This is a genomic window from Haloarcula sp. H-hyl2 (assembly GCF_056934385.1).
In genome coordinates this window covers 271,080-291,427 of the sequence record NZ_JBRIIJ010000001.1, presented here as the reverse complement: position 1 = coordinate 291,427, position 20,348 = coordinate 271,080, and the positions used below count along the sequence as shown (strand labels likewise).

The following is a 20,348-nucleotide window of genomic DNA, read 5'->3' as shown; positions in this document are numbered from 1 at the left end:
GATAAATTGGTAGTCTGTCACGTCTTCGCGAGACCCGTCGGTAGTGTCGGGACAGCGACGACCGAAAAGACCGTCGTACGATGTTCGCGGGATTACTGGATCCGGGTACCCAGCGGCGCGTCCTCGTGGGTGGTCAGCAGGTCGGCCTCGTCGCCGGCCGCCAGCACCATCCCGTCGGACTCGATGCCGAACAGCTCGGCTTTCTCCATGTTGGCGAGCAGGATGACACGCGTGCCCGGGAGGTCGTCGACGTCGTGGAGCTTGGCCAGCCCGGCGACGACCTGCCGGACCTCGTGGCCGATGTCGACCTCCAGTCTGAGGAGCTTGTCCGCACCGTCGACCGGCTCGGCGCTGACGATCTCGCCGACGCGCATGTCGACGCCCTCGAAGTCCTCGAAGCCGATCCGTTCCTCGACGAGCGGTTCCAGGTCGACCGCTTCGTCGGCACCCTCTTCGTCGTCGCTCTCGTCCTCGGCGTCCTCGTTCGCGGCCTCGACGCGGCGCTGGAGCTGTTCCTCCAGGGCCTCGATATGGTCGTCCTCGACCTGCTCGAACAGCTCGACGGGCTCGTCGAACTCGGCTGGCGGGGCCTCCAGTGCGGTGTCCAGCGTCACGTCGGCGACCGAGCCGCGCTCGCCCAGTTGGCCCCACAGCCGCTCGGCCTTGCCGGGCATGACCGGCTGCATGACGACGGCGACGGCCTTCGTCAACTGGACGCAGTCGCGGATGACCTGGGCGGCCTCCTCGGGTTCCTCGCCGACGAGGTTCCAGGGCTCGTTGCGCTGGATGTACTCGTTACCGTAGTTCGAGAGTTCGATGGCCACGTCGGCCAGCGACCGGATGTCGTACTCCCGGACGGCCGTCTCGAACTCGTCGATGGCGTCCTCGATGCGCTGCTGGACGTCCGCACTGACGTCCGCGTCGGGGGTACCGTCGTAGTTCCGGTGGGCAAAGAGCAGCGAGCGGTAGGCGAAGTTGCCGACGTTGCCGACGAGTTCGCCGTTGACCCGCTCGGCGAATCGGTCCCACGAGAAGTCGACGTCCATCTCCAGGCCCGCGCCCGTCGCGATGTAGTACCGGAACAGGTCGGGGTGGAAGCCGGCGTCGAGGTACTCGTCGGCCCACACAGCTCGGTTCCGGGAGGTCGACAACGCCTTGCCGTCGATGCCGACGAAGCCCGTCGCCAGGATGGTCCGGGGTTCGTTGTAGCCCGCCCCACGGAGCATCGCCGGCCAGAAGACGGCGTGGTGCTGGATGATGTCACGGCCGATGACGTGGATGATCTCGCCGTTGTCGGCGCTCCAGTCGTCGTCCCACTGGGTGCCGTGTTCGGTCTTGCCGTCGAGTTTCCAGACATCCTCCCAGTCGTACCCGTCGGCGCCGACCCGCTCGGAGTACTGCTTCGTAGAGGCGACGTACTCGATGGGCGCGTCGACCCAGACGTACAGCACGAGATTCTCACCGTCACCATCCTCACCTGGGTAGTCGATCCCCCAGTCCATGTCCCGCGTGATACAGAGGTCCTGCAGTTCGCCCTCGACCCACTCGCGGGGCTGGTTCTGGGCGTTGTCTGTCCCCTCCAGGCGGTCCAGAAAGCCCTGGAGGTACTCCTGGAAGTCCGCCAGGCGGAGGAACTTGTGCTTCCGTTCCCGGTACTCGGCGGGGTTGCCGGTGATGGTACTGACCGGGTCCTCGATCTCACCGGGTTCGAGGTGGCGCTGACAGCCCTCGTCGCACTCGTCGCCGCGGGCCTGCTCGCCACAGTACGGACAGGTCCCCTCGACGAAGCGGTCGGGCAGGGGCTGGTCCTCCTCGGTGTCCCAGGCGACCTGGATCTCCTTCTCGTGGACGTGGTCGTTGTCGACCCACGACCGGACGAACTCCTGGGTGAGTTCGGTGTTTGTCTCGTCGTCCGTGTGGCCGTAGTTGTCGAACTCGACGTTGAACTGCGGGAACGTCTCGGCGTAGGTCTCGTGGTACTCCAGGGCGAACTCGCGGGGCTCGACGCCCGTCTCGGCGGCGTTGACCGCCACCGGCGTCCCGTGCATGTCCGACCCGCAGACGAACGCTGTCTGCTGGCCGATGCGACGCAGGGCACGCGACAGGGCGTCCCCGTCGACGTAGGTCCGGAGGTGGCCCACGTGGAGGTCGCCGTTGGCGTAGGGCAACCCACAGGTCACCACCGCCGGCTGGTCCGTCGGGAACTCGTCGTGACTCATACCCGTTGTGTGCCGCCCACGGGTCAAAAGGGGGGCGGTTTCCGGGCGGTCGGGAATGTCGTTTCAGCCCAGTTCAGTCCAGAATCTCCAGCCCGCCGAAGGCGACGAAGCCGGTGACCACGAGGTCGACGGTCTCGTGTTCCTCGTCGCGGCGTGGCCGGCTGTCCTCGCTCGCGCCGAAGATCGGCAACACGTCGATCCGGACGTTCCACTCCGGCGGCACGCGAATCTCGGTCCCGCCGAAGATCGACGTGGTGCTGACGTGGGCCGGCGGATCGGTGATCCCCGCGTCCCGTAGGTCCAGTTCCACGCCGCCGAACACGGCCGTCAGGTCGGCACTCCGGAACTCCGCGGACGTGACACGGCGGTCGGCGCCACCGAAGAACGCGAACGCCATGATGTCATCGCTGTTCTGGCTGCGGGCACGAGCGCGGCGTTGTCCGAGGAGCAGCGACAGACCGAACAGGACGATCAGGAGCGGCCAGAACTGGAGGACGTCACCGGCCGCGAGGACGTCCAGCGCGACCAGTTGCCACGCGGTCGCGATGAGGACGACCAGCAGCGGGCCGACGATGTTCCGGAACCCGCTGGTGACCAGAGCGTACAGCCCCAGCACGATGAACAGCGATGGGACAAAGACGAACAGGCTCCCGACGTCGAACAGCCCCGTCGAGCGCGCGAGCAGCGCGAGGCCGACGAGGACGATGATCGCACCGAGCAAGGTCTGGGCGGTGAGGCGTCGCTGGCTCATACGTAGATATCGTCCTGGCTAGCACATGAAACTGTGCTGAGAGGTGCTGGCACGCCGCGGACTACCTTTCAACAGCGAGGGAGTCCCGCCGTCGTCGGGCTACACCCGACTGCTTGAGGGAGCCACGCTCCCCCTCTGTTTACGGTGCGGAGGATGTCATAGCAGCGCGAGCGTCCCGCCGGCGAGTCCGAGCGTGACGAGGAGGCGGCCCGCGCTGCCGGCGAACGTCGCGGCACCGAACCGCAGGTAATCCTCCTCCAGAACGGTGAATGCGTAGATGGAGAGCGTGTCGGGGAAGAAGGGAACGCACAGCGCCAGCGCGAGGCCGACGTAGCCGTAGCGTTTCGCGATCTGGATGGTCTTCCGCTCGGACCACTCGATGATGTCGAACCGCGAGTTCTTGATGCGCCGGACCAGCGGGCCGTATTCCTTGGCCTCCTGGCCGATGTGGAAGGCAAAGAGGCTCCCGACGGCCTTCCCGAACGCGCTGACGACGATGATGACCGCCATGTTCCCCGTCGTCGACAGCCCGAGTCGGAGTGTCTCGGCCGGGACGAGGACGACCTCGCTGGGCAAGGGCAAGATGAACGCGATGAGGAACGAGTAGAGACCGATGATACCCAGGCCGGTCGGGCCCGTCGCCGTACAGACAGCCTCCTCTAGCGGGGTCAACGCCGTGCCCGACGACGTACAGTCACCGACGAGGATGACCAGCGCCTGGATGGGTGCTACCAGGTCCACACCCTCCATAGCAATCAGGGGTTTCTAAACCTTGGTATGTTTTCTCCAGAGGGCTATAGAGAAGGGAAACCGATAGCCAGTACGTAGCGGTTCCGCAGAGCCAGAATTTACCCTTCACACGGCGAGACGCAGCCCTACTCAGTACCAGTCCAGATCCGCTACGAACGACCGCAGCATCGGACCCCACCTTTTTCCGGTTCGGGGTCGCGTTGCGACCCACTCACCGCAAAAACGTGGGCGAAAAAGCCGCTCGCTCCGCTCGCGGCTCTACTCAGTACCAATCTAAGTCCGCCACGAACGACCGCAGCATCGACCGGGTGACGTGAGGCATACGAGACCACCTTTTTCCGGTTCGGGGTCGCGTTGCGACCCACTCGCCGCAAAAACGTGGGCGAAAAAGCCGCTCGCTCCGCTCGCGGCTCTACTCAGTACCAATCTAAGTCCGCCACGAACGACCGCAGCATCGACCGGGTGACGTGAGGCATACAGACGACGCGCATCTCGCCGGCGCCGGTCTTGGAGACGCGCCAGCCCCGGTCGCGGAGTTCGTCGGTCATCGGCACCGAGAGATCGGCCGCGACCAGCGGGAGTTCCGGACCGACGACCTCGTGGCCGCGGGCGTCGAGCTGGTCGGCAAGCCACTCGGCGTTGGCCATCGAGCGCTCGTACTGCTCGCGGTAGCCGGCGGGCCACAGCGACTCCATCGCGGCGACGGCCGAGGCCACGCCGGCGCCCGAGCGCGTGCCGGTCAGCGTCAACTGACTCGTCGACTCCAGATAGGGCGTCTCGACGGCCAGGTCGTCCAGCAGCGAGCGGTCGCGTGCGAGCAGCCCACCGGCCGGTACCGCCGCCTGCCCGACCTTGTGGGGGTCGATAGTCATCGTGTCGACGTCGGCATGGCCGAAGTGCCAGTCGTGGTCGGTGAACGGAAGGTAGAACCCGCCCCAGGCCGCGTCGACGTGACAGAGCGCGCCGGCGTCGGCCGCGAGGTCGGCGAGAGCGGGAATCGGATCGACGTACCCGTACTCCGTCGAGCCGGCGACCCCGGCCACACAGATAGTGTCCTCGTCGATCAGTTCGGCCATCGCGTCGACGTTCACCCGGTGGTCGCGTGCGGGTGCGGTCCGCAGTTCCACGTCCAGCAGGTCCGCGGCCTTGGTAAAGGAGAAGTGGGCGTGGACGGGCGCGACGACGTTCGGGTCGTCGGTCTCGGCGCGGTTGCGCGCGATGCGGACCGCCTGGATGTTGGCCTCGGTCCCGCCGGATGCGACGTAGCCGGCGGGGTCGTCGAGGCCGGTCACCTCGCCCAGGTAGTCGACGGCCTCCGTCTCTAACTCCGAGACAGTCTCGTAGGTGCCGGGATCGCCGGGATTGGTCGCCAGGAACCGTTCGGCCGCCTCGCGGGCCGACGGGTGGGGGACGGTGCACATCGAAGAGAGCACACGTTCGAACTCCTGTGGCTCGGCCCGCTGAAGCATTCTACCCGTTATACCGGGGGCAAACGGTTTATCGGTTTTGTTCGACCGACCGGCGCTCCAGTTATCAGCACTGATTCCGTTAGGTATCGTCCTTTTTACATCATATCGTGACTGGGCCGTAGATGAGTAGACGCGTACTCTGCATCGACACGGAAGCACGGATCGACGACGTATCGAAGGCGATCGACGCCGACGACTCGCTGGAGGCACTGACGGCGACCACTCTCTCGGAGGCCGAGGAACTGCTCGACGAGGAACCGGTGGTCTGTGTGGTGACGGCATACGACCTCGCCGACGGGACCGGACTCGACGTGGTCGCGGCGGTTCGAGAGCTCGCACCACAGACGCCGAGCGTCCTCTTTACCGGCCGGACCCCCGACGAGATAGACACGGGCTCCTTCGAAGAGACCATCGTCGAGTACCTCAACCGGGATCTACCGGACGCCGAGGAACGGCTCCAGTTCGTCACCAACGACCTTATCGAACACAGCGCCCAGGTCAGCTTCCTCGCGCCCGACGACGAGGGCGACCGCCTCGACGCGCTGGCGCGCTACGAGGTCGAGTCACTCCCGATCACCGACAGTTTCGAGCGGCTGACCGACCTCATCGCCGATCACTTCGACGCGGCCATCGCCTTCATCGGGCTCATCGAACGCGACGAGGAGAACTTCCTGGCGTGTCACGGCGGCGACTGGGATTCCCTGACCCGCGAGGACACGATCTGCACCCACAGTATGCTCCAGGAGGACGTGATGGTCGTCGAGGACATCCGCGAGGACAGCCGTTTCAGCGAGAACACGCAACTGGCGAACCTCGGCATCCGCTCGTACGCCGGCGCCAACATGACGACACCGGACGGCCACGTCATCGGACAGGTCTGTCTCATCGACTACGAGGTCCGGAGCTACGACGACGAGGAGCGTGCACGACTCCAGCAGTTCGCCGAGACGGCCATGGAGATCCTCGAACTCCGGCAGTCGCTCCGTGACGCACAGGCAGGGGCGGACGCGACCCCCGATCCAGCCGCCGACGCCGTGGAGGTGGAACGATGAGCGCCGTCGAGAGTCAGTTCGACGTCGAGGACGGCGCTATCGGCCCCATCCCGAGCGGGACGAGCATCCTGCTGACCGGCGACGACAGCGACGCGCTGGAGAGCGTCTTCCACGGGCTGGTCGCACCCGATACCGACGAGCGCAGTGTCGTCCTCGCGACCGATCTCTCGGGGCGGTCCGTCCAGCGGTCGCTCGATAGCGCTCGTCGGCAGGCCGGCGACCGCTCGTACGTCCTGACCGGCGAGGGCCGGAGCGGATCGAACATCGAGACTATCGACGACGTCAGCGACCTCACCCGTCTGGGGATGGATTTCTCCTCGCTCGTCGCCGAGTCCCAGCAGGACACGGACCGGTTCCGCACCGGCATCCTGCTGTGTTCGAGCCTCTGTCAGGCTGTCGACGACACGCGCTCTGTCTACCGGTTCCTCAACTCCAGCTTTCTGACCGACCTCCGGCGTGGCGACGGCATCGGCGTCTGCGCGGTCGACACCAGTGCCGACGTCGGTGGCGATGCCCGGAGCATCGTCAGCGGGCTCACGACCTCCTTCTCGGCCCACATCGAGGTCGAGAAAACCGGACGCAGAGAGGCGGAACTGACGATCTCTGGCCTGTCGGGGACCGACGACACCGTCACCGTCTCGCTCTGAGCCAGTCGTTCGATTCAGATCACTCGCCGCCCGAGCGAGACGACGCCGGCCAGGGCGGCGAAGACACCGATCCCCACGAAGACGAAGTGGAACAGTTCCGAACTCTCCCTGACGAGGAACGACTGCTGTGGATCGCTCGGATCGACGTAGACCGTCACCGTCTCGCCTTCGGCGTATTCCGCGGCGATGCTGTGGGCCCGTGACTCGGACGTGCTCTGGCGACCGCTCCCCGGAAAGACGTTGTCGTTCGTGTACGTCTGGCCCTCGTACTCGTAGCGATAGGTGATCTCGGGGTAGTAGCTCACCGCGTCGTCCGGATCGGACGGTCGGTCGACGTCGACCCCGGCGGAGACGACGGTCCCCTCGATGGGGACGCTGTTCTCGATGGCCGCTTGCTGGTCGGTGTAGAGGTAGCCACCGATCCCGGCGAAGGCGACGCCGATCGCGATCAACAGGACGGACTGGCCGATCGAACCCATACGTCCAGCGGGAGCGATACCAGCATAAGCGTTCGCCGAGCTACCAGTTCGAGGGACCGATCTTCTTGGTGGCCTTCGCGCGAAAGCCCGTCGGCCCGACCAGCGACTCGAAGACCATCTGTCGCTCGGAGTCCAGCGCCCCGCCGAACGAGCCGACACGCATCGTCCGGTAGGTCTCGAACCCCTTGTCGTTGGAGTAGAAGTAGACGGCGCCGTGGAGCAGTCCGTGGATGCGGTCGTCGTCACGGACGTCACTGGCCCGGCGGTCGAGTTTGACGTACGCGACGTTCTCCCAGTTGACGACGGCCTCCCGCAGCCCCATGAGGAAAGCGATCTCGCGGCCCTTCGAGAGGCCGAACTCCGTCGCGCGCTCGATGTCGGACAGCGAATCGATCACGAGGATATCGTCGGTGGAGTCGGCGATCGCCTCGCTGATATCCTCCAGGAGGCTGCCGAAGGTGGCGTCGTCGGCCGGCGTGCTGTCGGCCGCCGGCTGCTCGGCGGTCTCGATGTCGCTGTCGCCCCGCCGGGCGTCGAACAGCGCCTTCGGAACCGGCAGCAGTTCCATGAACCGCTGGGAGAAGTCGACGACGGTCATGTTGTCCGTCAGCGTCTCGAACTGGTAGCCGTCGAGCACCGCGTCGAGTTCGCTGTAGACGTGGTCGCGGTCGTGCGAGAGAGTCACGTAGGTGACAGACTCCGGGATGGCCTCGCTCCGACGGGCGAGTCGGTTCGGGACCATCTCCGGCTGGTGTTTGGCCAGCATCAACGTCGCCAGACTCGTGTAGCCGAACGCGTCCCCGCCGGCGTCGGGCGCCCCAGCCAACAGAACGGTACTCCCGGTCGGAATGCCGCGGACGTTCCCGTCAAGTCCTGGAATCCCGAACGGTATGTACGAGACGCCCGCACTGATGCTCTTTGCTTCCGGTGCAGAGGGAGTCATACCGAAGCGACGACGACTGGCGTGAAAAATCGTATGGCGCCTGTCAGCGAACCGATTCGAGTAGGAGCCGCTGTTCGACCCGCTTGACCTCGTGCTGGACGTCACGGACCGCGTCGATGTTCGGCGAGATGGAGGTGACGCCCTCGTCGACGAGGAACTGGACCATCTCGGGCTTCGAGGCGGCCTGGCCACAGATGCTCGTGGCCACGTCCGCCTCGCGGCAGGTACCGATGACCTTCCCCATCAGGTCCAGCACGGCCGGGTGAAGTTCGTCGAAGCGGCCGGCGACGTTACCGTTGTTGCGGTCGACCGCCAGCGTGTACTGGGTGAGGTCGTTGGTCCCGAAGGAGACGAAGTCCAGCCCCGTCTCGCAGAGCTCCTCGATGCACAGCGCGCTGGCAGGTGTCTCGACCATCACGCCCCAGTGGCGCTTCTCGGGGTCGATACCGACCTCGCGCATGAGCGACTTCGCTCGGATGACGTCCTCGGCGTCGGTCACGAGCGGGAGCATCAACTCGACGTTGTCGTAGCCCAGGTCGAACAGGCGCTCGAAGGCCCGGAGTTCGAGTTTGAACTCGCCGGGCCGGTCCAGCGACCGCCGGATACCCCGGTAGCCCAGCATCGGGTTGTGCTCGCTGGGTTCGTCCTCGCCGCCCTGGAGCTGTCGGAACTCGTCGCTCGGGGCGTCGAGCGTCCGGACTCGGACCGGGCGGGGGTAGAACGCCTCGGCGACGGTGCGGACGCCCTCGACGATCTCGTCGATGTAGGCCCGCTCGCCGTGGTCCTCGACGTAGCGGGCGGGCGTCTTGTCCGTCGAGAGGATCATGTGCTCGATACGCAGCAGGCCGACGCCGTCGGCGCCGGTCGCCGCGGCCCGCTCTGCAGCCTCCGGGATGGAGACGTTGACCTTCACTTCGGTGCCGGTCATCGGCTTGACCGGGGAGTGCTCGCTGCTGGCCTGTGCGGCCGGTTCGGGCTCGTCGTCGTCCTCGGTCGTGACCGACGTTCCCTGCTCGACGGTCCCCATGTCGCCGTCGAGTGTGACGGTCTGGCCGTCCCGGAGTTTGTCGGTCGCGTCCTCGGCGCCGACGACAGCCGGAACGCCGAGTTCGCGCGAGACGATGGCGGCGTGGCTCGTCATCCCGCCCTCGTCGGTGACGATGCCGGCCGCGCGTTTCATCGCCGGCACCATGTCCGGCGTCGTCATCTCGGTGACGATGATGTCGCCTTCCGAGACCTTGTCGAGGTTGTCCAGTTTGGTGACGACGCTGACCGTCCCGGTCACCGTCCCCGGACTCGATCCGATGCCGGTCAGGCGGACGTCCTCTGGGGCCTGCATCTCGCCGCCATCCGCGACGCCGGCGTCGGCGCTGTTGCCCTGCTCACCGGCGGTCGTCTCGGCCGCCTCGGCGGTCTCCTCGTCGATTGTCGTGATCGGCCGGGACTGCAGGACGTAGACGGTGTCGTCGTCGATCGCCCACTCGACGTCCTGTGGCTCGCCGTAGTGTTCTTCGACCTGTTCGCCGATCGCGAGCAGGCGTTCGATCTCGTCGGCCGAGAGGACCCGCTCGGTCCGCTTCTCCTCGGGGACAGAGCGCTCGATGGTCTCGCCGTCCTCGCCGCGGACACACATCACCTTCTTGTCGGCGACGGTGACATCCTCGATCTCGCCGCTCTCGCGGTCGACGACGTAGTTGTCCGGCGAGACGGCCCCGGAGACGACGGCCTCACCGAGTCCCCACGCGGCTTCGAGGATGGCCGTCGGGGCGCCGGTCGAGGGGTGGCTCGTGAACATCACGCCGGACTTCTCGGCGTCGACCATCTCCTGGACGACGACCGCGATGTCGACGTCCGTATGCGAGAAGCCCTGTTCCTGGCGGTAGTAGATGGCACGCTGGGTGAACAGCGAGGCCCAGCACTCCTTGACTCGATCCAGCAGGTCGACACGCGAGACGTTCAGGAACGTCTCCTGCTGCCCGGCGAAGGAGGCGTCCGGGAGGTCCTCAGCGGTCGCGGACGACCGGACCGCGACGTCCGAGTCGCCCATCTCGTCGTAGGCCGACAGGAGGTCCTCACGTACCGACGGTGGCGTCTCCGTCTCCAGGATGAGTTCCTGTGCATGTTCTGCTGCCGTCGCGAGCTCCTGGGAGTCGTCGCTGTCGATGTCGACCGCGGCGAACAGCTCCTCGTCGATTCCCGACGCTTCGATGAACGAGCGATAGGTGTCGGCGGTGACGACGAACGCCGACGGGACCGGGAGGCCGGCCGCGGTGAGTTCTCCGAGAGACGCTGCCTTGCCGCCGACCACGTCGAGGTCGCCGGCACCGATATCGTCGAGCCACAGTGTTGGCATTGACTCATCGGGACCTTCATGAACGACAAGTATGGTCTTTCCGGTCGCGGCATTCCCGGCTTCTGTTCACTCGAAATCGAGAAAATTATATCTCGATGATGTCGTCATCATTGGTAGCATCCGGCACGGTACAGTCGCCGGACAGCGTCGTGACGCCGCGACCGCCGACCCACACTTCGCGCCCATCGGTATCGACTGTCACGGTCCCCGGTCGATCGAGGAAGTGGCCCTGCTCGACGACTACCTGTTCGACCGTGCTGTCGATGGCACCGTGGCGTCTGATGAACGCCCCACAGGCCCCTGCAGCGGTGCCTGTCACGGGGTCCTCGGCGATGCCGGCCAGCGGCGCGAACGCGCGCCCGTGCAGCGTCGCCTGGCCGCTGATGGTATCGAACGTAAACGGGTAGATACCCTTCGCGTCGACCGCCTCGCACAGTTCCTCGATGGCAGTCACGTCGGGCTCGACGCTGCTGAGATGCTCGAAGTAGTTCACCGGGACGAGCAGCCACGGGAACCCGGTGTCACCGACCGAGAGCGGCAGGTCCGCGCCGACGTCCCGCAGCGTCGCGACGTCCAGTCCCAGCGCGTCGGCGACCCGCTGTTCGTCGAGGTCGACTGTGCGGATGTCGGCCTCGCCCTGTTCCATCCAGACCATGCCGTTCTCCTTGGTCTCGACCTCGAAGACGCCGGTCGCCGTCGCCATCGTGTGCTGGTCGGCGTCGATCAGCGCCCGCTCGGAGAGGTAGGCGTGGGCGGCGATCGTCGCGTGCCCACAGAGGTCGATCTCCTGCTCCGGCGAGAAAAAGCGCAGTCGCCGGTCGGCCTCGCTGTCGGTCGCCGGCAGGACGAACGCCGTCTCGCTGGCCCCCAGTTCGGTGGCGATCGACTGCATCTGGTCGTCGGTCAGTCCCTCGGCGTCCGGCACGACCCCGGCGGGGTTGCCCGTCATCGGCTCCTCGGCGAACGCATCGACGAGCAGCGCCTGTCTCGTCTCCATGCCCGCCCGTTGTGGGGAGCCGCTGATAACCTTTGTTGGTGACTGGCACGCGAGTCCCGCTCCGTTCAAGCCCGGCGCTCGCGTACCCCCACCTATGCTCCCACCGCTCGTCCGTCGCTGTCCCGACTGCGGCCACATCGGCTGGAGCCGACGGTTCACGGTCGTCGAACGGTCGCCACAGGTCGTCGCCTGTCCGTCGTGTGGCCACCGCTTCGAGACGGTCGATAACCCCCTGCTGAACTGATACTGCTGGCTATCCCGTCAGTATGACCGACATCCTGAAACGGTTAAGTCCCGCCGTACCCGCGATGCCATATGGGCGAGTTACCGGAGGAGTTCCCGTGTACCATCACCAACTGGGAGTATATCTACGGGCTCTGCCGTGACGTGGCCGACGACGTGAAAGCCGCCGACTTCGAACCGGACGTCATCGTCGCGCTGGCGCGTGGCGGCTGGTTCGCCGGGCGGTGCCTGTGTGACTTCCTCGGACTTGACGACCTGGCCAGCCTCAAGGTCGAACACTACGTCGGCACGGCACAGAAGAGCGGCGAGCCTCAGATCCGTTATCCGCTAGCCGACGGCGCCGTCGAGGGGAAGGACGTCCTCGTCGTCGACGACATCGCCGACACCGGGGGTTCCATCTCGACGGCCGCCGAGTGCGTCAGAGAGCAGGACCCGGCGAGCGTCCGGACAGCGACGCTCCAGCTACTCGAGACCAGCGAGCACGAACCCGACTTCGTCGGCGAACAACTCGACACCTGGTCCTGGGTCGTCTACCCCTGGAACTTCGTCGAGGACATGATCGAACTGCTCGAAGGCGTCATGGAGAAGTCGGACGAGTCGGTCCACACCGCCGACGACCTCCGGCGGTTACTGGAGGAGTACCACGACGTCACACGCATCTCGATGGAGGTCGCACAGCCGGGCCGACTCGACGAAGTCCTCGACGAGATGGAGCGTCGCGACGTCGTCACCCCGACGACCGTCGACGGGACCGACGCCTGGGAACTCACCGACGATTAGCTGTCGTCGTCATCGTCGTCCCCGTCCTCCTCGTCGACGGGCACGCTGACCGGTCCGTCGTCATCGTCGTCACGGTGTCGCCGGTCCTGCTCTGCCTCCCCGAGCGCGTAGCCGACCGCGTAGCCGGTCGACCCGCCGACGAGCCCCCCGATGCTCGCGCCGACCGGGCCACCGGGCGAGCCCAGCACCGCGCCGACGAAGCCGCCGACGGTCGCCGACCGTTCTGCCGCTCGTTCCGGATCCTCATCGAGGGTGTCGCAGTCGTTGCCAGTCATAGGACAGTCGGCAGTTCGAGTCGCTCCGTTGAAACGTTTTCGTGACCGATCTAGTCGTCCCGCTCTGACTCGTGGAGCGCGATCCACTCACGGAGCGGGCCCCTGATGCCGTCGACGTCGACGGTCACGCCGCCGTTGAACTTCCAGGTCGCCCGCGGCGAGTCGTCGCCAAAGCGGATCGGCACGTCCACCGCGAGGTCGTCGGCTTCGAGGTGGATCGCCTCCTCGCGGTCGACTGTCTCGTCCAGCAGCCGTTCGACCGCCGCCAGCAACTCCTCGGGCTCCGGCTCCGGAACTCCCGCCTGTTGGCTCATGGTCGAACCAACAACGCCCGGCGTCTTGTGCTTTGCCCGCTAGGAGTTGTCGTTCATGCCAGAGAGACTGCTGAGAGCCAGAAAGCCCCGGCAGGCTCCGGTCGGGGGCCTCGCTGCGGTCTCTGCTCACGGCGGCAAAGCCGCCGTTCGCATGGTCCGAGGGACCTCCGGTCCCTCGCTACTCACTGCGTTGCGGTCCTTACGTCGGCCGCCTTCCCGGAGCCTGCCGCCTCTTTCAGTCCCACCCGTAGCCGGTTGGCCAATCAGCATTGGGTGGGACTGAAAGGGGCCGCGAGTTCGGCGAACCCCGACGTCCGCGGCTTCGCCGCGGGCTCGGGAGAGCGAGCTCTCCCGGTGACGCAAGCACCTACTGGAGCGTCGTTCGAGAGAGCAAAGCTCTCTCGTGATCACGAAAGGCGCGCAGCGCCTTTCGGACGACAGCGAGTCGCGGGAGCCGAAATCGCGGGGGCTTTCTGGCTGTTCGAACTCACGTTCATAGAGCAATACACTGCTGCTAGGGACCCGCGGAGTCTTGAGGGTGGACCCGCTACGAGGGGCATGGAGGAACGAACGGGGACGTTCCGCGTCTTCCGGGTCGTCGAGTCGGTGCCCCACATCAACTTCTTCGACACGGACGGGACGCGGCTGTACACGGTGTTCCAGTCGGGCTACGGCGACCGCCAGCCCCTCGTCGACGACCTGCGGACCGGCGACCTCGTCGAAGCGACCCTGGCCGGCGACCCCGACGACGAGGAGGAACCCTGGTCGATCCAGTCCGTCGAGCGCACCGGCGGCGTCACGATGGACTTCGCCGTCGACGCCGACCCGCCCGCGGTCGCGACGGAGCTGTGGGAGGAGGGGATGCGCCAGCCCGCCAGAGCGATCCTCGAAGAGGACGGCGACCCGGTCGCGGAGGTGTACGTCCAGCCGCGCGAGCCACTACCCGGCGGCTCGTTCGTCCCGAGCATCCTTACCGGCCTCCTCCCGCTGGAGCCGTGGCTCACGGCGTTACCGAGCGTCGGCGAGCCGGCGACACACGCGCTGTTCATCGACCCCGATCCGCCGGGCGCCGACCGCTACAGTCGCCCGTTTGGCGTCGCCGTCCTGTTCGCGAGGGGCGCAGACGACGTGCTCGCGGAGTTCCGTGACCTGTACGACTGCCCGCCGGGGACCGATACGCGGCCCGACTACGACCCCTACGGGATCTGACTCATGCCGACACGACCAGCGGCACCGGAACGAAACAGAGGACCCCCAGTACCAGCGTCAGGACGCCGACGGCGATGCGACGGCGGTCCAGCGGTGTCTCGTCGAACGGCGTCGCCGCGCCGGCCCGGCTGAACACGAGCGCCAGCACGCCCCAGAACCCCCAGAGGAACGCCCCCTGTCCGCTCTCGAAGGCCAGCAGGTAGCCCGCCAGACCGAACAGCGCGATGGGGACCGCGAACTGGACGGTTCCGAACCGCTCACCGACGAGCGACCGGACGATGTGGGCGCCGTCGAGTTGGCCGACCGGGAGCAGGTTCAGGAACGTGACGAACGCACCGACCCAGCCGGCGATGACGACCGGGTTGACCAGCGTCGTCCGCCCCGGATACTGGAGCGGTTCGCCGACCAGCGCCGCGATGCCCTGGATCAGCGGCGGGAACCCGAGTTGGACCTGCGTGACGATGCCACCGGCCACCTCGACCGGCGGCAGCGTGACGCCGATGGCCGTCACGACGACCGTCGCGACCAGCCCCGCGAGCGGGCCAGCGACGCCGATGTCGAACAGCGCCCGCCGGTCCGGGATGTTGTCCTGCATCTTGATGACCGCACCCAGCGTCCCGATGACGTTGAACGGCAGCGGGATGAAATACGGGAGACTGGCCTGGACCTCGTGGTACCGGCTCAGCACGTAGTGGCCGGACTCGTGGATGGCCAGGATCCCCAGGACGCCCGCGGCGAACGGCCACGCGGCGAGGATACTCGCCGGGTCGCCGAGCACGTCCAGCCCGTACCAGCGGCTGCCGGCAAAGAGCGTCGACAGCAGCGTCGCCACGGCCAGCAGGACGTTCGTCCAGGGGATACCGTCGACACCCAGCGAGCGCTGCTGGGCGACGAGGACGTACTCGCCCATCTCCTCGCGGAGCGTGACGCGGTAGCCCCGCTCGCGGAACCGTGGCCCGATCCGCTGGAGGACCTGATCGCTGTCGACGACCGGCTCCCCGTAGTACTTCACCCCCTCGTCGGTCGACGCGTCGACCTCGTAGACGTGGAACGTCGCCGCCAGCAGTCCCGGGGCGGGGAGGTCCGACGGCAGGCGGGTCCGGTCGTGGGTGTCCCCGACCGACTGCTCGTGGCCGGGGAACTCACCTGGGAGCGGCTCCTCGCTCATCGTGCCGGCTAGGGACTCGACCCGTATAAACTCCCTCGGGCGCAGTGGCCCGAGGCTTTTCTAATTCCCTCAGCCGTGCGCTAGCACTCCCTGCTCGGCAAGCGAGCGGGATGAGGCTGGGCGGCTTACACGCCCCGACCCGGACAGACGCACCAACCGTACTTGTGGTTGGGTTTTGTGAGTCCGGTAATCCGACTCGTCACCGTCAAGTTTCGCTGTCTCGCGCCACGCGATGTTCACCGACGCGTTCCGATCGGCGTGGTCTTGCACCACGCCACACTCGTCGTTTGTACACCGGAACCGTCGCCCCTTCCGATACCCGCGCTCACCACAGCAGGAACACGTCTTCGAGTTGTGGTACGCGTCCACCGTGTCCGTGGGTATCTCTTGCCACGTCGCCTTGTATGAGACGAACGTCTCGAACTTGTGGAACGGCAGTTTGTGCAACCGGCGGTTCATATACGTCCCGTATGTGATTTCGTCGCGGATACCGCTCATATCCTCGAACACGATAATCGGGTTCGTGAACTGCTCTGCGAACTCCACAACAGTACGGGAAAGCCGATGCAACACCCACCCAGTGAATCGCTCTTCCTTGTCACTGAGCTGGTGGTGGATGCTCGTCTTGCCGTGTTCCTGACAGCGAGTGGTGATGGTGTGGTAACGTTGGCGTTCCCGCTTGACTCGTCCGTAGTCAAGGACGAGTGTGCCCTTCGTTCGCATCGTTTCGCGGTCAAGGGCGGTGAGAGCGACGTTACGCTCGTTGATGTCCACGCCGACCACAGTATCAGTGGTGTCGGGTTCGGGCACGTCGAACTCGCGTGTGACCGTGACGTGTAGGTAATACATGCCATCGCGGTACAGGAGTTCGGCCTGCCCCACATCCACCTCATCCGACGCGAGGGCGTCTCGAAGTTCGTCCATCGCGTCCGGTTCACCGCGCAAATGCCCTTTCACTTTCTTGTAGGGTTTCGGGCTGATGCGGAACTGGACGCGCTCTGTGTCGTTGTCCACGGTGAGGCGGTAGCCTTCCGTGTGGGCCATCACGAGCGGGTATGCACCAGATTTGTCCGTACTCGGCGGCGTCGGCTTCCCTCCGTCAGGGTCGTCTTGATTCTCCCACCACTCTTTGAGTGATTGGTAGGAGTCCCATGTTTCAAGGGCTTTGCCGACGACTGCGCACTTGTTGTTCCGCAAGAAGTCGTCGCGGTCAACCTCCCGTTGGATTTCGGTACGAGTGTACCCACGTTGTTTGAGGCGGATAGTGTCGTTGAAAATCTCGCGTGAGGCGAGGCGGGCGTCGTGAAGCCACGACCGCTCACCAGACGCTACGTGAAGACGCGTCTGAATCGTCTTCGTGGCTTCCTCACCCATACGTTGATAATCGTTTCAGACTGTCATAAATTTGTAGATTTGGGATGAAGGAGTCCCTGATGTCATGCACACTCGGTTAGTTCCTGCAAGTATCACTTCGTCTGGTGTCCGAAGTACCGCCACCCTGTTCTCAATGTAGTCGAGGACGATGTGTGGGAGTTGTTTGGTGGGACTGCTGACCACTTCGAGCACGAGATTCTGGCGTTGGAGATTGTAGACGACCACTTTCACTTGTTCGTGCAAACAGACCCGAAGCACAGTCCAGCGGACATCGCTCGACAGTTCAAGTCGTACTCTGGAAAGCACTTACTGGAACAATTCCCTGAGATTCGGGAGGCATATTTCTGGGGTGGTGGATTCTAGAAAGTCGGATACTACGTAGGGACGACAGGAGCGGTGCCGGAGGACGTGGTTGAACGGTATATCGAGGAGACGGAACACGCGCCGGAGTGACGCGCTTCACCCCCGTCCACGGTGGGGCGGGGAACTCGCGCTGCTTTTCGTTTAGACCTGTTTGCCGTCGAGGGTCCGAGCGTCCATCCAGCCCGGAGGATTATGGTGATACACGCCGACGGCGTACGTATGGACATCACCGAGAGCGACCTTCCCGGCGTCGGGAAGAAACACGAGATAGATATCGGCGGCGGCCAACGGCTGGTCGTCGTCACCCACAACACCGGGAAGCGGCAGGTCTTCCTGAAAGCTGGCGAAGACGCCGACTCCGAGGAACTGTTCGAACTCTCCGACCGGCAGGCCCGGACCGTCGGGACCATCCTCGAAGGGGCGTACTTCCAGCCGGTCGCCTCGGACAAGGTCGAGACGATGCTGACCGAGGGGACCTTACTGGAGTGGTACGGTGTCGAGGACGACTCGCCGCTGGTCGGCGAGACGCTCCGCAGTGCCGACGTCGCCCAGCGGACCGGCGTCACGGTGGTCGCTATCCAACGGGGAGAGGAGGTCCTGGCGTCCGCGCTCGGCGAGACCGAGATCCAGCCTGGGGACACGCTCGTCGTTGTCGGGGACCGGGCGAGTTGCGACCAGTTCGAGGAGCTGCTGGCGGGGGACGCGTAGGTGCTGCCCCACGCCTGTCGGAGGTGACGAGCCGTGGCGAATCTGCTGGAAGTCGGCGTGATGTTCGCAGCTATCGCGGCCGCCGGTGTCCTCTCGACGCGGCTCGACAAGTCGGTCATCCCCTTCTACATCGTCGTCGGGATGCTCCTGTCGCCGTCGGTCGCCGGCGAGCTATCGATCGCTGGCTACCCACTGCCCAGCGTCGAGTCGACCGAGTTCGTCGAGATCGGCGCCGAACTGGGCATCGTCTTCCTCCTCTTCTTCCTCGGCCTGGAGTTCAATCCCAGTCGCCTCGTCGAGAGCAGAGAGCAGATCGTCCGTGCCGGGACCGTCGACCTTCTGGTCAACTTCACGGCGGGCCTCGTCGTCGGGTTCCTGCTCTTCGGCGATCCACTGGCGGCGCTGCTGGTGGCCGGCATCGTCTACATCTCCTCGTCGGCTATCATCACGAAGTCGCTCATCGACCTGGGCTGGATCGCCAACGACGAGGCCGACCCGCTGTTGGGGACGCTGGTCTTCGAGGACCTCTTCATCGCGGTCTACCTGACCATCGCCGCGGCGCTGGTCGCCGGCGGGGACGACATCGCCGAGACGGCCACCTCCGTCGGCGTCGCCGTCGGCTTCATCCTCGCGCTCGTGCTCGTAGTCTACCTGGGGACCGCCTGGTTCGAGCGGTCGCTGGCGACCAGTTCCAGGGAGTTCACCGTCCTCCGGGCGGTCGGTATCACCGTGTTGATCGCCGGCGCGGCCCTGGCGCTGGGAGTCAGCGAGGCCGTCGCCGCCTTCTTCGTCGGGATGGCCTTCTCCTCGACCTCCCATGTCCACGACCTCGAAGAACTGCTCGAACCCATCCGGGACACATTCGCCGCCGTCTTCTTCTTCTGGATCGGCGTCCAGACGGACCCTGTTCTGGTCGCCGGCGTCGCCGGCCTCGTCGCCGTCGCCGCCGTCGTCTCCGTGCCGACGAAGGCGTTCTCGGGCTACCTCGGCGGTCGCGTCTACGGACTCAACACCCGGCGCTCGACACGGGTCGGACTAGGGATGGTCACCCGCGGCGAGTTCTCGCTCATCATCGCCGCGGTGGCACTGACCGGCGCCGGGACCTCGCTGCCGACCGCGATGGCCACCTCCCTGTACTCCTTCGCCGTCGGCTACGTGCTCGTGATGAGCATCCTCGGCACGCTGTTGATGCAGTACTCCGAACCGATCGAGAAGGCCGTGATAGCCCGCCTCGGGCCCGAGTAGTCAGTCGGCGACCGCTTCTTCCGATCCCAGCGCCGCGTTCGGGTCCTGTATCCAGAGATCACCGAAGAGGTCGTCCTGCTGGAGACGGACCTGCCCGCGGTGGGCCAGAAAGAGCAGCCCCAGGAAGGTCTCGACGCGGGTCCCGCCGGCGTCGCTGACTTCCTTGTACAGGACCTCCTCGCGACCCTGATCGTAGTGTTCCCGGACCGCCGCGTGGACGTCTTCGATGATGGCGTCCATGTCCTCGGCGTGGGCCGTCCCGGTGACGTCCGCGGCCGTCGGCTCGTCGTCCATCCGGAAGTCGTCGGTCGCCCGGTAGTCCAGTTCCTGTGTCCCGCGGTCGTAGCCGCTCGGGGAGTCGCTGGTGTCGTACTCGCGGGACTCCTTCCACCAGGAGTCGCGTTCGGCCTCCCGGAGGTCACGCACCAGTTCGTCCAGCGTCTGGGGCATCCCGCGGGCCCGCCGGCGTTCGAGCCGCCGGTCCATCTCGGACTCCAGGGCGCTGAACGGGTCCGGGTCCTCGATGGGGGCGTCCTCCGTCATCGCCTGCTCCCAGGGCTCTGCTGGCTCTTCGGCGTCCTCGCCCTCGCCCAGCATCGCGTCGCTCTTCATCCGGATGAGCACCGAGGCGTAGAACAGCACCCGTCCGGAGGTCCGCAGGTCCGCGTCGTCGATGTGGTCGAGGAACTTGTCGGTGACCTCGACGACGTCGATGTCCCAGGGGTCGATCTCCCCGTCGTCGGCCAGCTGGACGAGCACCTCGACGGGTTCGACCTCTTCCCCGTCGGCTTCGTCGCTGGCTGCGTCCTCGTCGGCCGGAGCCTGTTCGGTGTCGTCCGCCGGGTCCGGGGTGGACTCACCGTCGGCACCGAACAACCCGTCGGAGCCGGAGCCTGGCGGCTCCCTGTCCTCACGGGTCGAATCGCTCCCCGTTCGGTTATCAGAGCCGCGTGGCGGCTCTCTGTCCTCGTGTCCGGTTATATCCAGCGGGATGTCGTCGTCTGACATG

Annotated in this window: 20 protein-coding genes and 1 pseudogene; 8 read left to right on the top strand and 13 right to left on the bottom strand. The window is 65.9% G+C overall.

Features of this window, described 5'->3' with window-relative positions; all coding sequences use genetic code 11:
* Positions 1-92: 92 nt before the first annotated feature.
* From metG to mfnA, 4 genes are all read right to left on the bottom strand, one after another.
* Positions 93-2,219 (bottom strand): methionine--tRNA ligase, encoded by a 2,127-nt coding sequence (metG, locus tag Hhyl2_RS01585; protein ID WP_483548957.1) that lies wholly within the window; start codon positions 2,217-2,219, stop codon positions 93-95.
* Between the two features lie 73 nt (positions 2,220-2,292).
* On the bottom strand, positions 2,293-2,970 hold the full coding sequence (locus Hhyl2_RS01580; protein WP_483548956.1) for a LiaF transmembrane domain-containing protein: 678 nt from the start codon (positions 2,968-2,970) through the stop codon (positions 2,293-2,295).
* 156 nt (positions 2,971-3,126) lie between these two features.
* Positions 3,127-3,711 carry a YqaA family protein gene (locus Hhyl2_RS01575; RefSeq protein ID WP_483550544.1) on the bottom strand — a complete coding sequence of 195 codons (585 nt, stop codon included), beginning with the start codon at positions 3,709-3,711 and terminating at the stop codon, positions 3,127-3,129.
* A gap of 425 nt (positions 3,712-4,136) precedes the next feature.
* Entirely contained in the window at positions 4,137-5,189 is a 1,053-nt protein-coding gene (mfnA, locus tag Hhyl2_RS01570; RefSeq protein WP_483548955.1) for a tyrosine decarboxylase MfnA, read from the bottom strand.
* A gap of 122 nt (positions 5,190-5,311) precedes the next feature.
* Between mfnA and Hhyl2_RS01565 the strand changes: the two genes are divergently transcribed.
* Positions 5,312-6,241 carry a GAF domain-containing protein gene (locus tag Hhyl2_RS01565; protein WP_483548954.1) on the top strand — a complete coding sequence of 310 codons (930 nt, stop codon included), beginning with the start codon at positions 5,312-5,314 and terminating at the stop codon, positions 6,239-6,241.
* On the top strand, positions 6,238-6,888 hold the full coding sequence (locus tag Hhyl2_RS01560; RefSeq protein WP_483548953.1) for a DUF7504 family protein: 651 nt from the start codon (positions 6,238-6,240) through the stop codon (positions 6,886-6,888). The genes Hhyl2_RS01565 and Hhyl2_RS01560 overlap by 4 nt, the downstream gene beginning before the upstream one ends.
* Positions 6,889-6,902: 14 nt before the next feature.
* Here Hhyl2_RS01560 and Hhyl2_RS01555 read toward each other — a convergent pair whose 3' ends face one another.
* The 4 genes from Hhyl2_RS01555 to Hhyl2_RS01540 form a co-directional block, all read right to left on the bottom strand.
* A complete protein-coding gene (locus Hhyl2_RS01555) occupies positions 6,903-7,367 on the bottom strand; it encodes a DUF3592 domain-containing protein (RefSeq protein ID WP_483548952.1) in 465 nt (154 codons plus the stop codon).
* Positions 7,368-7,407: 40 nt separating this feature from the next.
* A complete protein-coding gene (locus Hhyl2_RS01550; protein WP_483548951.1) occupies positions 7,408-8,310 on the bottom strand; it encodes an RAD55 family ATPase in 903 nt (300 codons plus the stop codon).
* Positions 8,311-8,353: 43 nt separating this feature from the next.
* The gene (gene ppsA / locus Hhyl2_RS01545; protein ID WP_483548950.1) at positions 8,354-10,663 is read right to left on the bottom strand and encodes a phosphoenolpyruvate synthase; all 2,310 of its coding nucleotides are present in this window, start codon (positions 10,661-10,663) and stop codon (positions 8,354-8,356) included.
* Between the two features lie 85 nt (positions 10,664-10,748).
* Complete coding sequence (locus Hhyl2_RS01540; protein WP_483548949.1) at positions 10,749-11,660, bottom strand: PhzF family phenazine biosynthesis protein; 912 nt, start codon at positions 11,658-11,660, stop codon at positions 10,749-10,751.
* A 94-nt stretch (positions 11,661-11,754) separates the two neighbouring features.
* On the opposite strand from Hhyl2_RS01540, the gene Hhyl2_RS01535 reads away from it, so the two are divergent.
* A complete protein-coding gene (locus Hhyl2_RS01535) occupies positions 11,755-11,904 on the top strand; it encodes a hypothetical protein (RefSeq protein WP_483548948.1) in 150 nt (49 codons plus the stop codon).
* A 71-nt stretch (positions 11,905-11,975) separates the two neighbouring features.
* Positions 11,976-12,683 (top strand): phosphoribosyltransferase, encoded by a 708-nt coding sequence (locus tag Hhyl2_RS01530; RefSeq protein WP_483548947.1) that lies wholly within the window; start codon positions 11,976-11,978, stop codon positions 12,681-12,683.
* Here Hhyl2_RS01530 and Hhyl2_RS01525 read toward each other — a convergent pair.
* Both Hhyl2_RS01525 and Hhyl2_RS01520 read right to left on the bottom strand, forming a co-directional pair.
* Positions 12,680-12,958, bottom strand: a complete 279-nt coding sequence (locus Hhyl2_RS01525; RefSeq protein ID WP_483548946.1) for a hypothetical protein — start codon at positions 12,956-12,958, stop codon at positions 12,680-12,682. The genes Hhyl2_RS01530 and Hhyl2_RS01525 overlap by 4 nt on opposite strands.
* Before the next feature lie 50 nt (positions 12,959-13,008).
* Complete coding sequence (locus Hhyl2_RS01520) at positions 13,009-13,272, bottom strand: hypothetical protein (protein ID WP_483548945.1); 264 nt, start codon at positions 13,270-13,272, stop codon at positions 13,009-13,011.
* A 558-nt stretch (positions 13,273-13,830) separates the two neighbouring features.
* Here Hhyl2_RS01520 and Hhyl2_RS01515 point away from each other — a divergent pair.
* Positions 13,831-14,481: a hypothetical protein gene (locus Hhyl2_RS01515; protein ID WP_483548944.1), complete on the top strand. Its 651-nt coding sequence runs from the start codon at positions 13,831-13,833 to the stop codon at positions 14,479-14,481.
* 1 nt (position 14,482) lies between these two features.
* Here the strand turns inward: Hhyl2_RS01515 and Hhyl2_RS01510 are convergent, their stop codons facing one another.
* Complete coding sequence (locus tag Hhyl2_RS01510; RefSeq protein WP_483548943.1) at positions 14,483-15,649, bottom strand: site-2 protease family protein; 1,167 nt, start codon at positions 15,647-15,649, stop codon at positions 14,483-14,485.
* Between the two features lie 69 nt (positions 15,650-15,718).
* A complete protein-coding gene (locus Hhyl2_RS01505; protein WP_483548942.1) occupies positions 15,719-17,023 on the bottom strand; it encodes an RNA-guided endonuclease TnpB family protein in 1,305 nt (434 codons plus the stop codon).
* Between the two features lie 63 nt (positions 17,024-17,086).
* Here Hhyl2_RS01505 and tnpA point away from each other — a divergent pair.
* The 3 genes and pseudogenes from tnpA to Hhyl2_RS01490 all read left to right on the top strand — a co-directional run.
* Positions 17,087-17,476: pseudogene (tnpA, locus tag Hhyl2_RS01500) on the top strand (IS200/IS605 family transposase); the annotation flags it as partial.
* 129 nt (positions 17,477-17,605) lie between these two features.
* On the top strand, positions 17,606-18,094 hold the full coding sequence (locus tag Hhyl2_RS01495; RefSeq protein ID WP_483548941.1) for a cation:proton antiporter regulatory subunit: 489 nt from the start codon (positions 17,606-17,608) through the stop codon (positions 18,092-18,094).
* 33 nt (positions 18,095-18,127) lie between these two features.
* Positions 18,128-19,339: a cation:proton antiporter gene (locus Hhyl2_RS01490; protein WP_483548940.1), complete on the top strand. Its 1,212-nt coding sequence runs from the start codon at positions 18,128-18,130 to the stop codon at positions 19,337-19,339.
* On the opposite strand, the gene Hhyl2_RS01485 is transcribed toward Hhyl2_RS01490, so the two are convergent.
* On the bottom strand, positions 19,340-20,347 hold the full coding sequence (locus tag Hhyl2_RS01485; protein WP_483548939.1) for a segregation/condensation protein A: 1,008 nt from the start codon (positions 20,345-20,347) through the stop codon (positions 19,340-19,342). It lies immediately after the preceding gene.
* Between the last annotated feature and the right edge of the window lies 1 nt (position 20,348).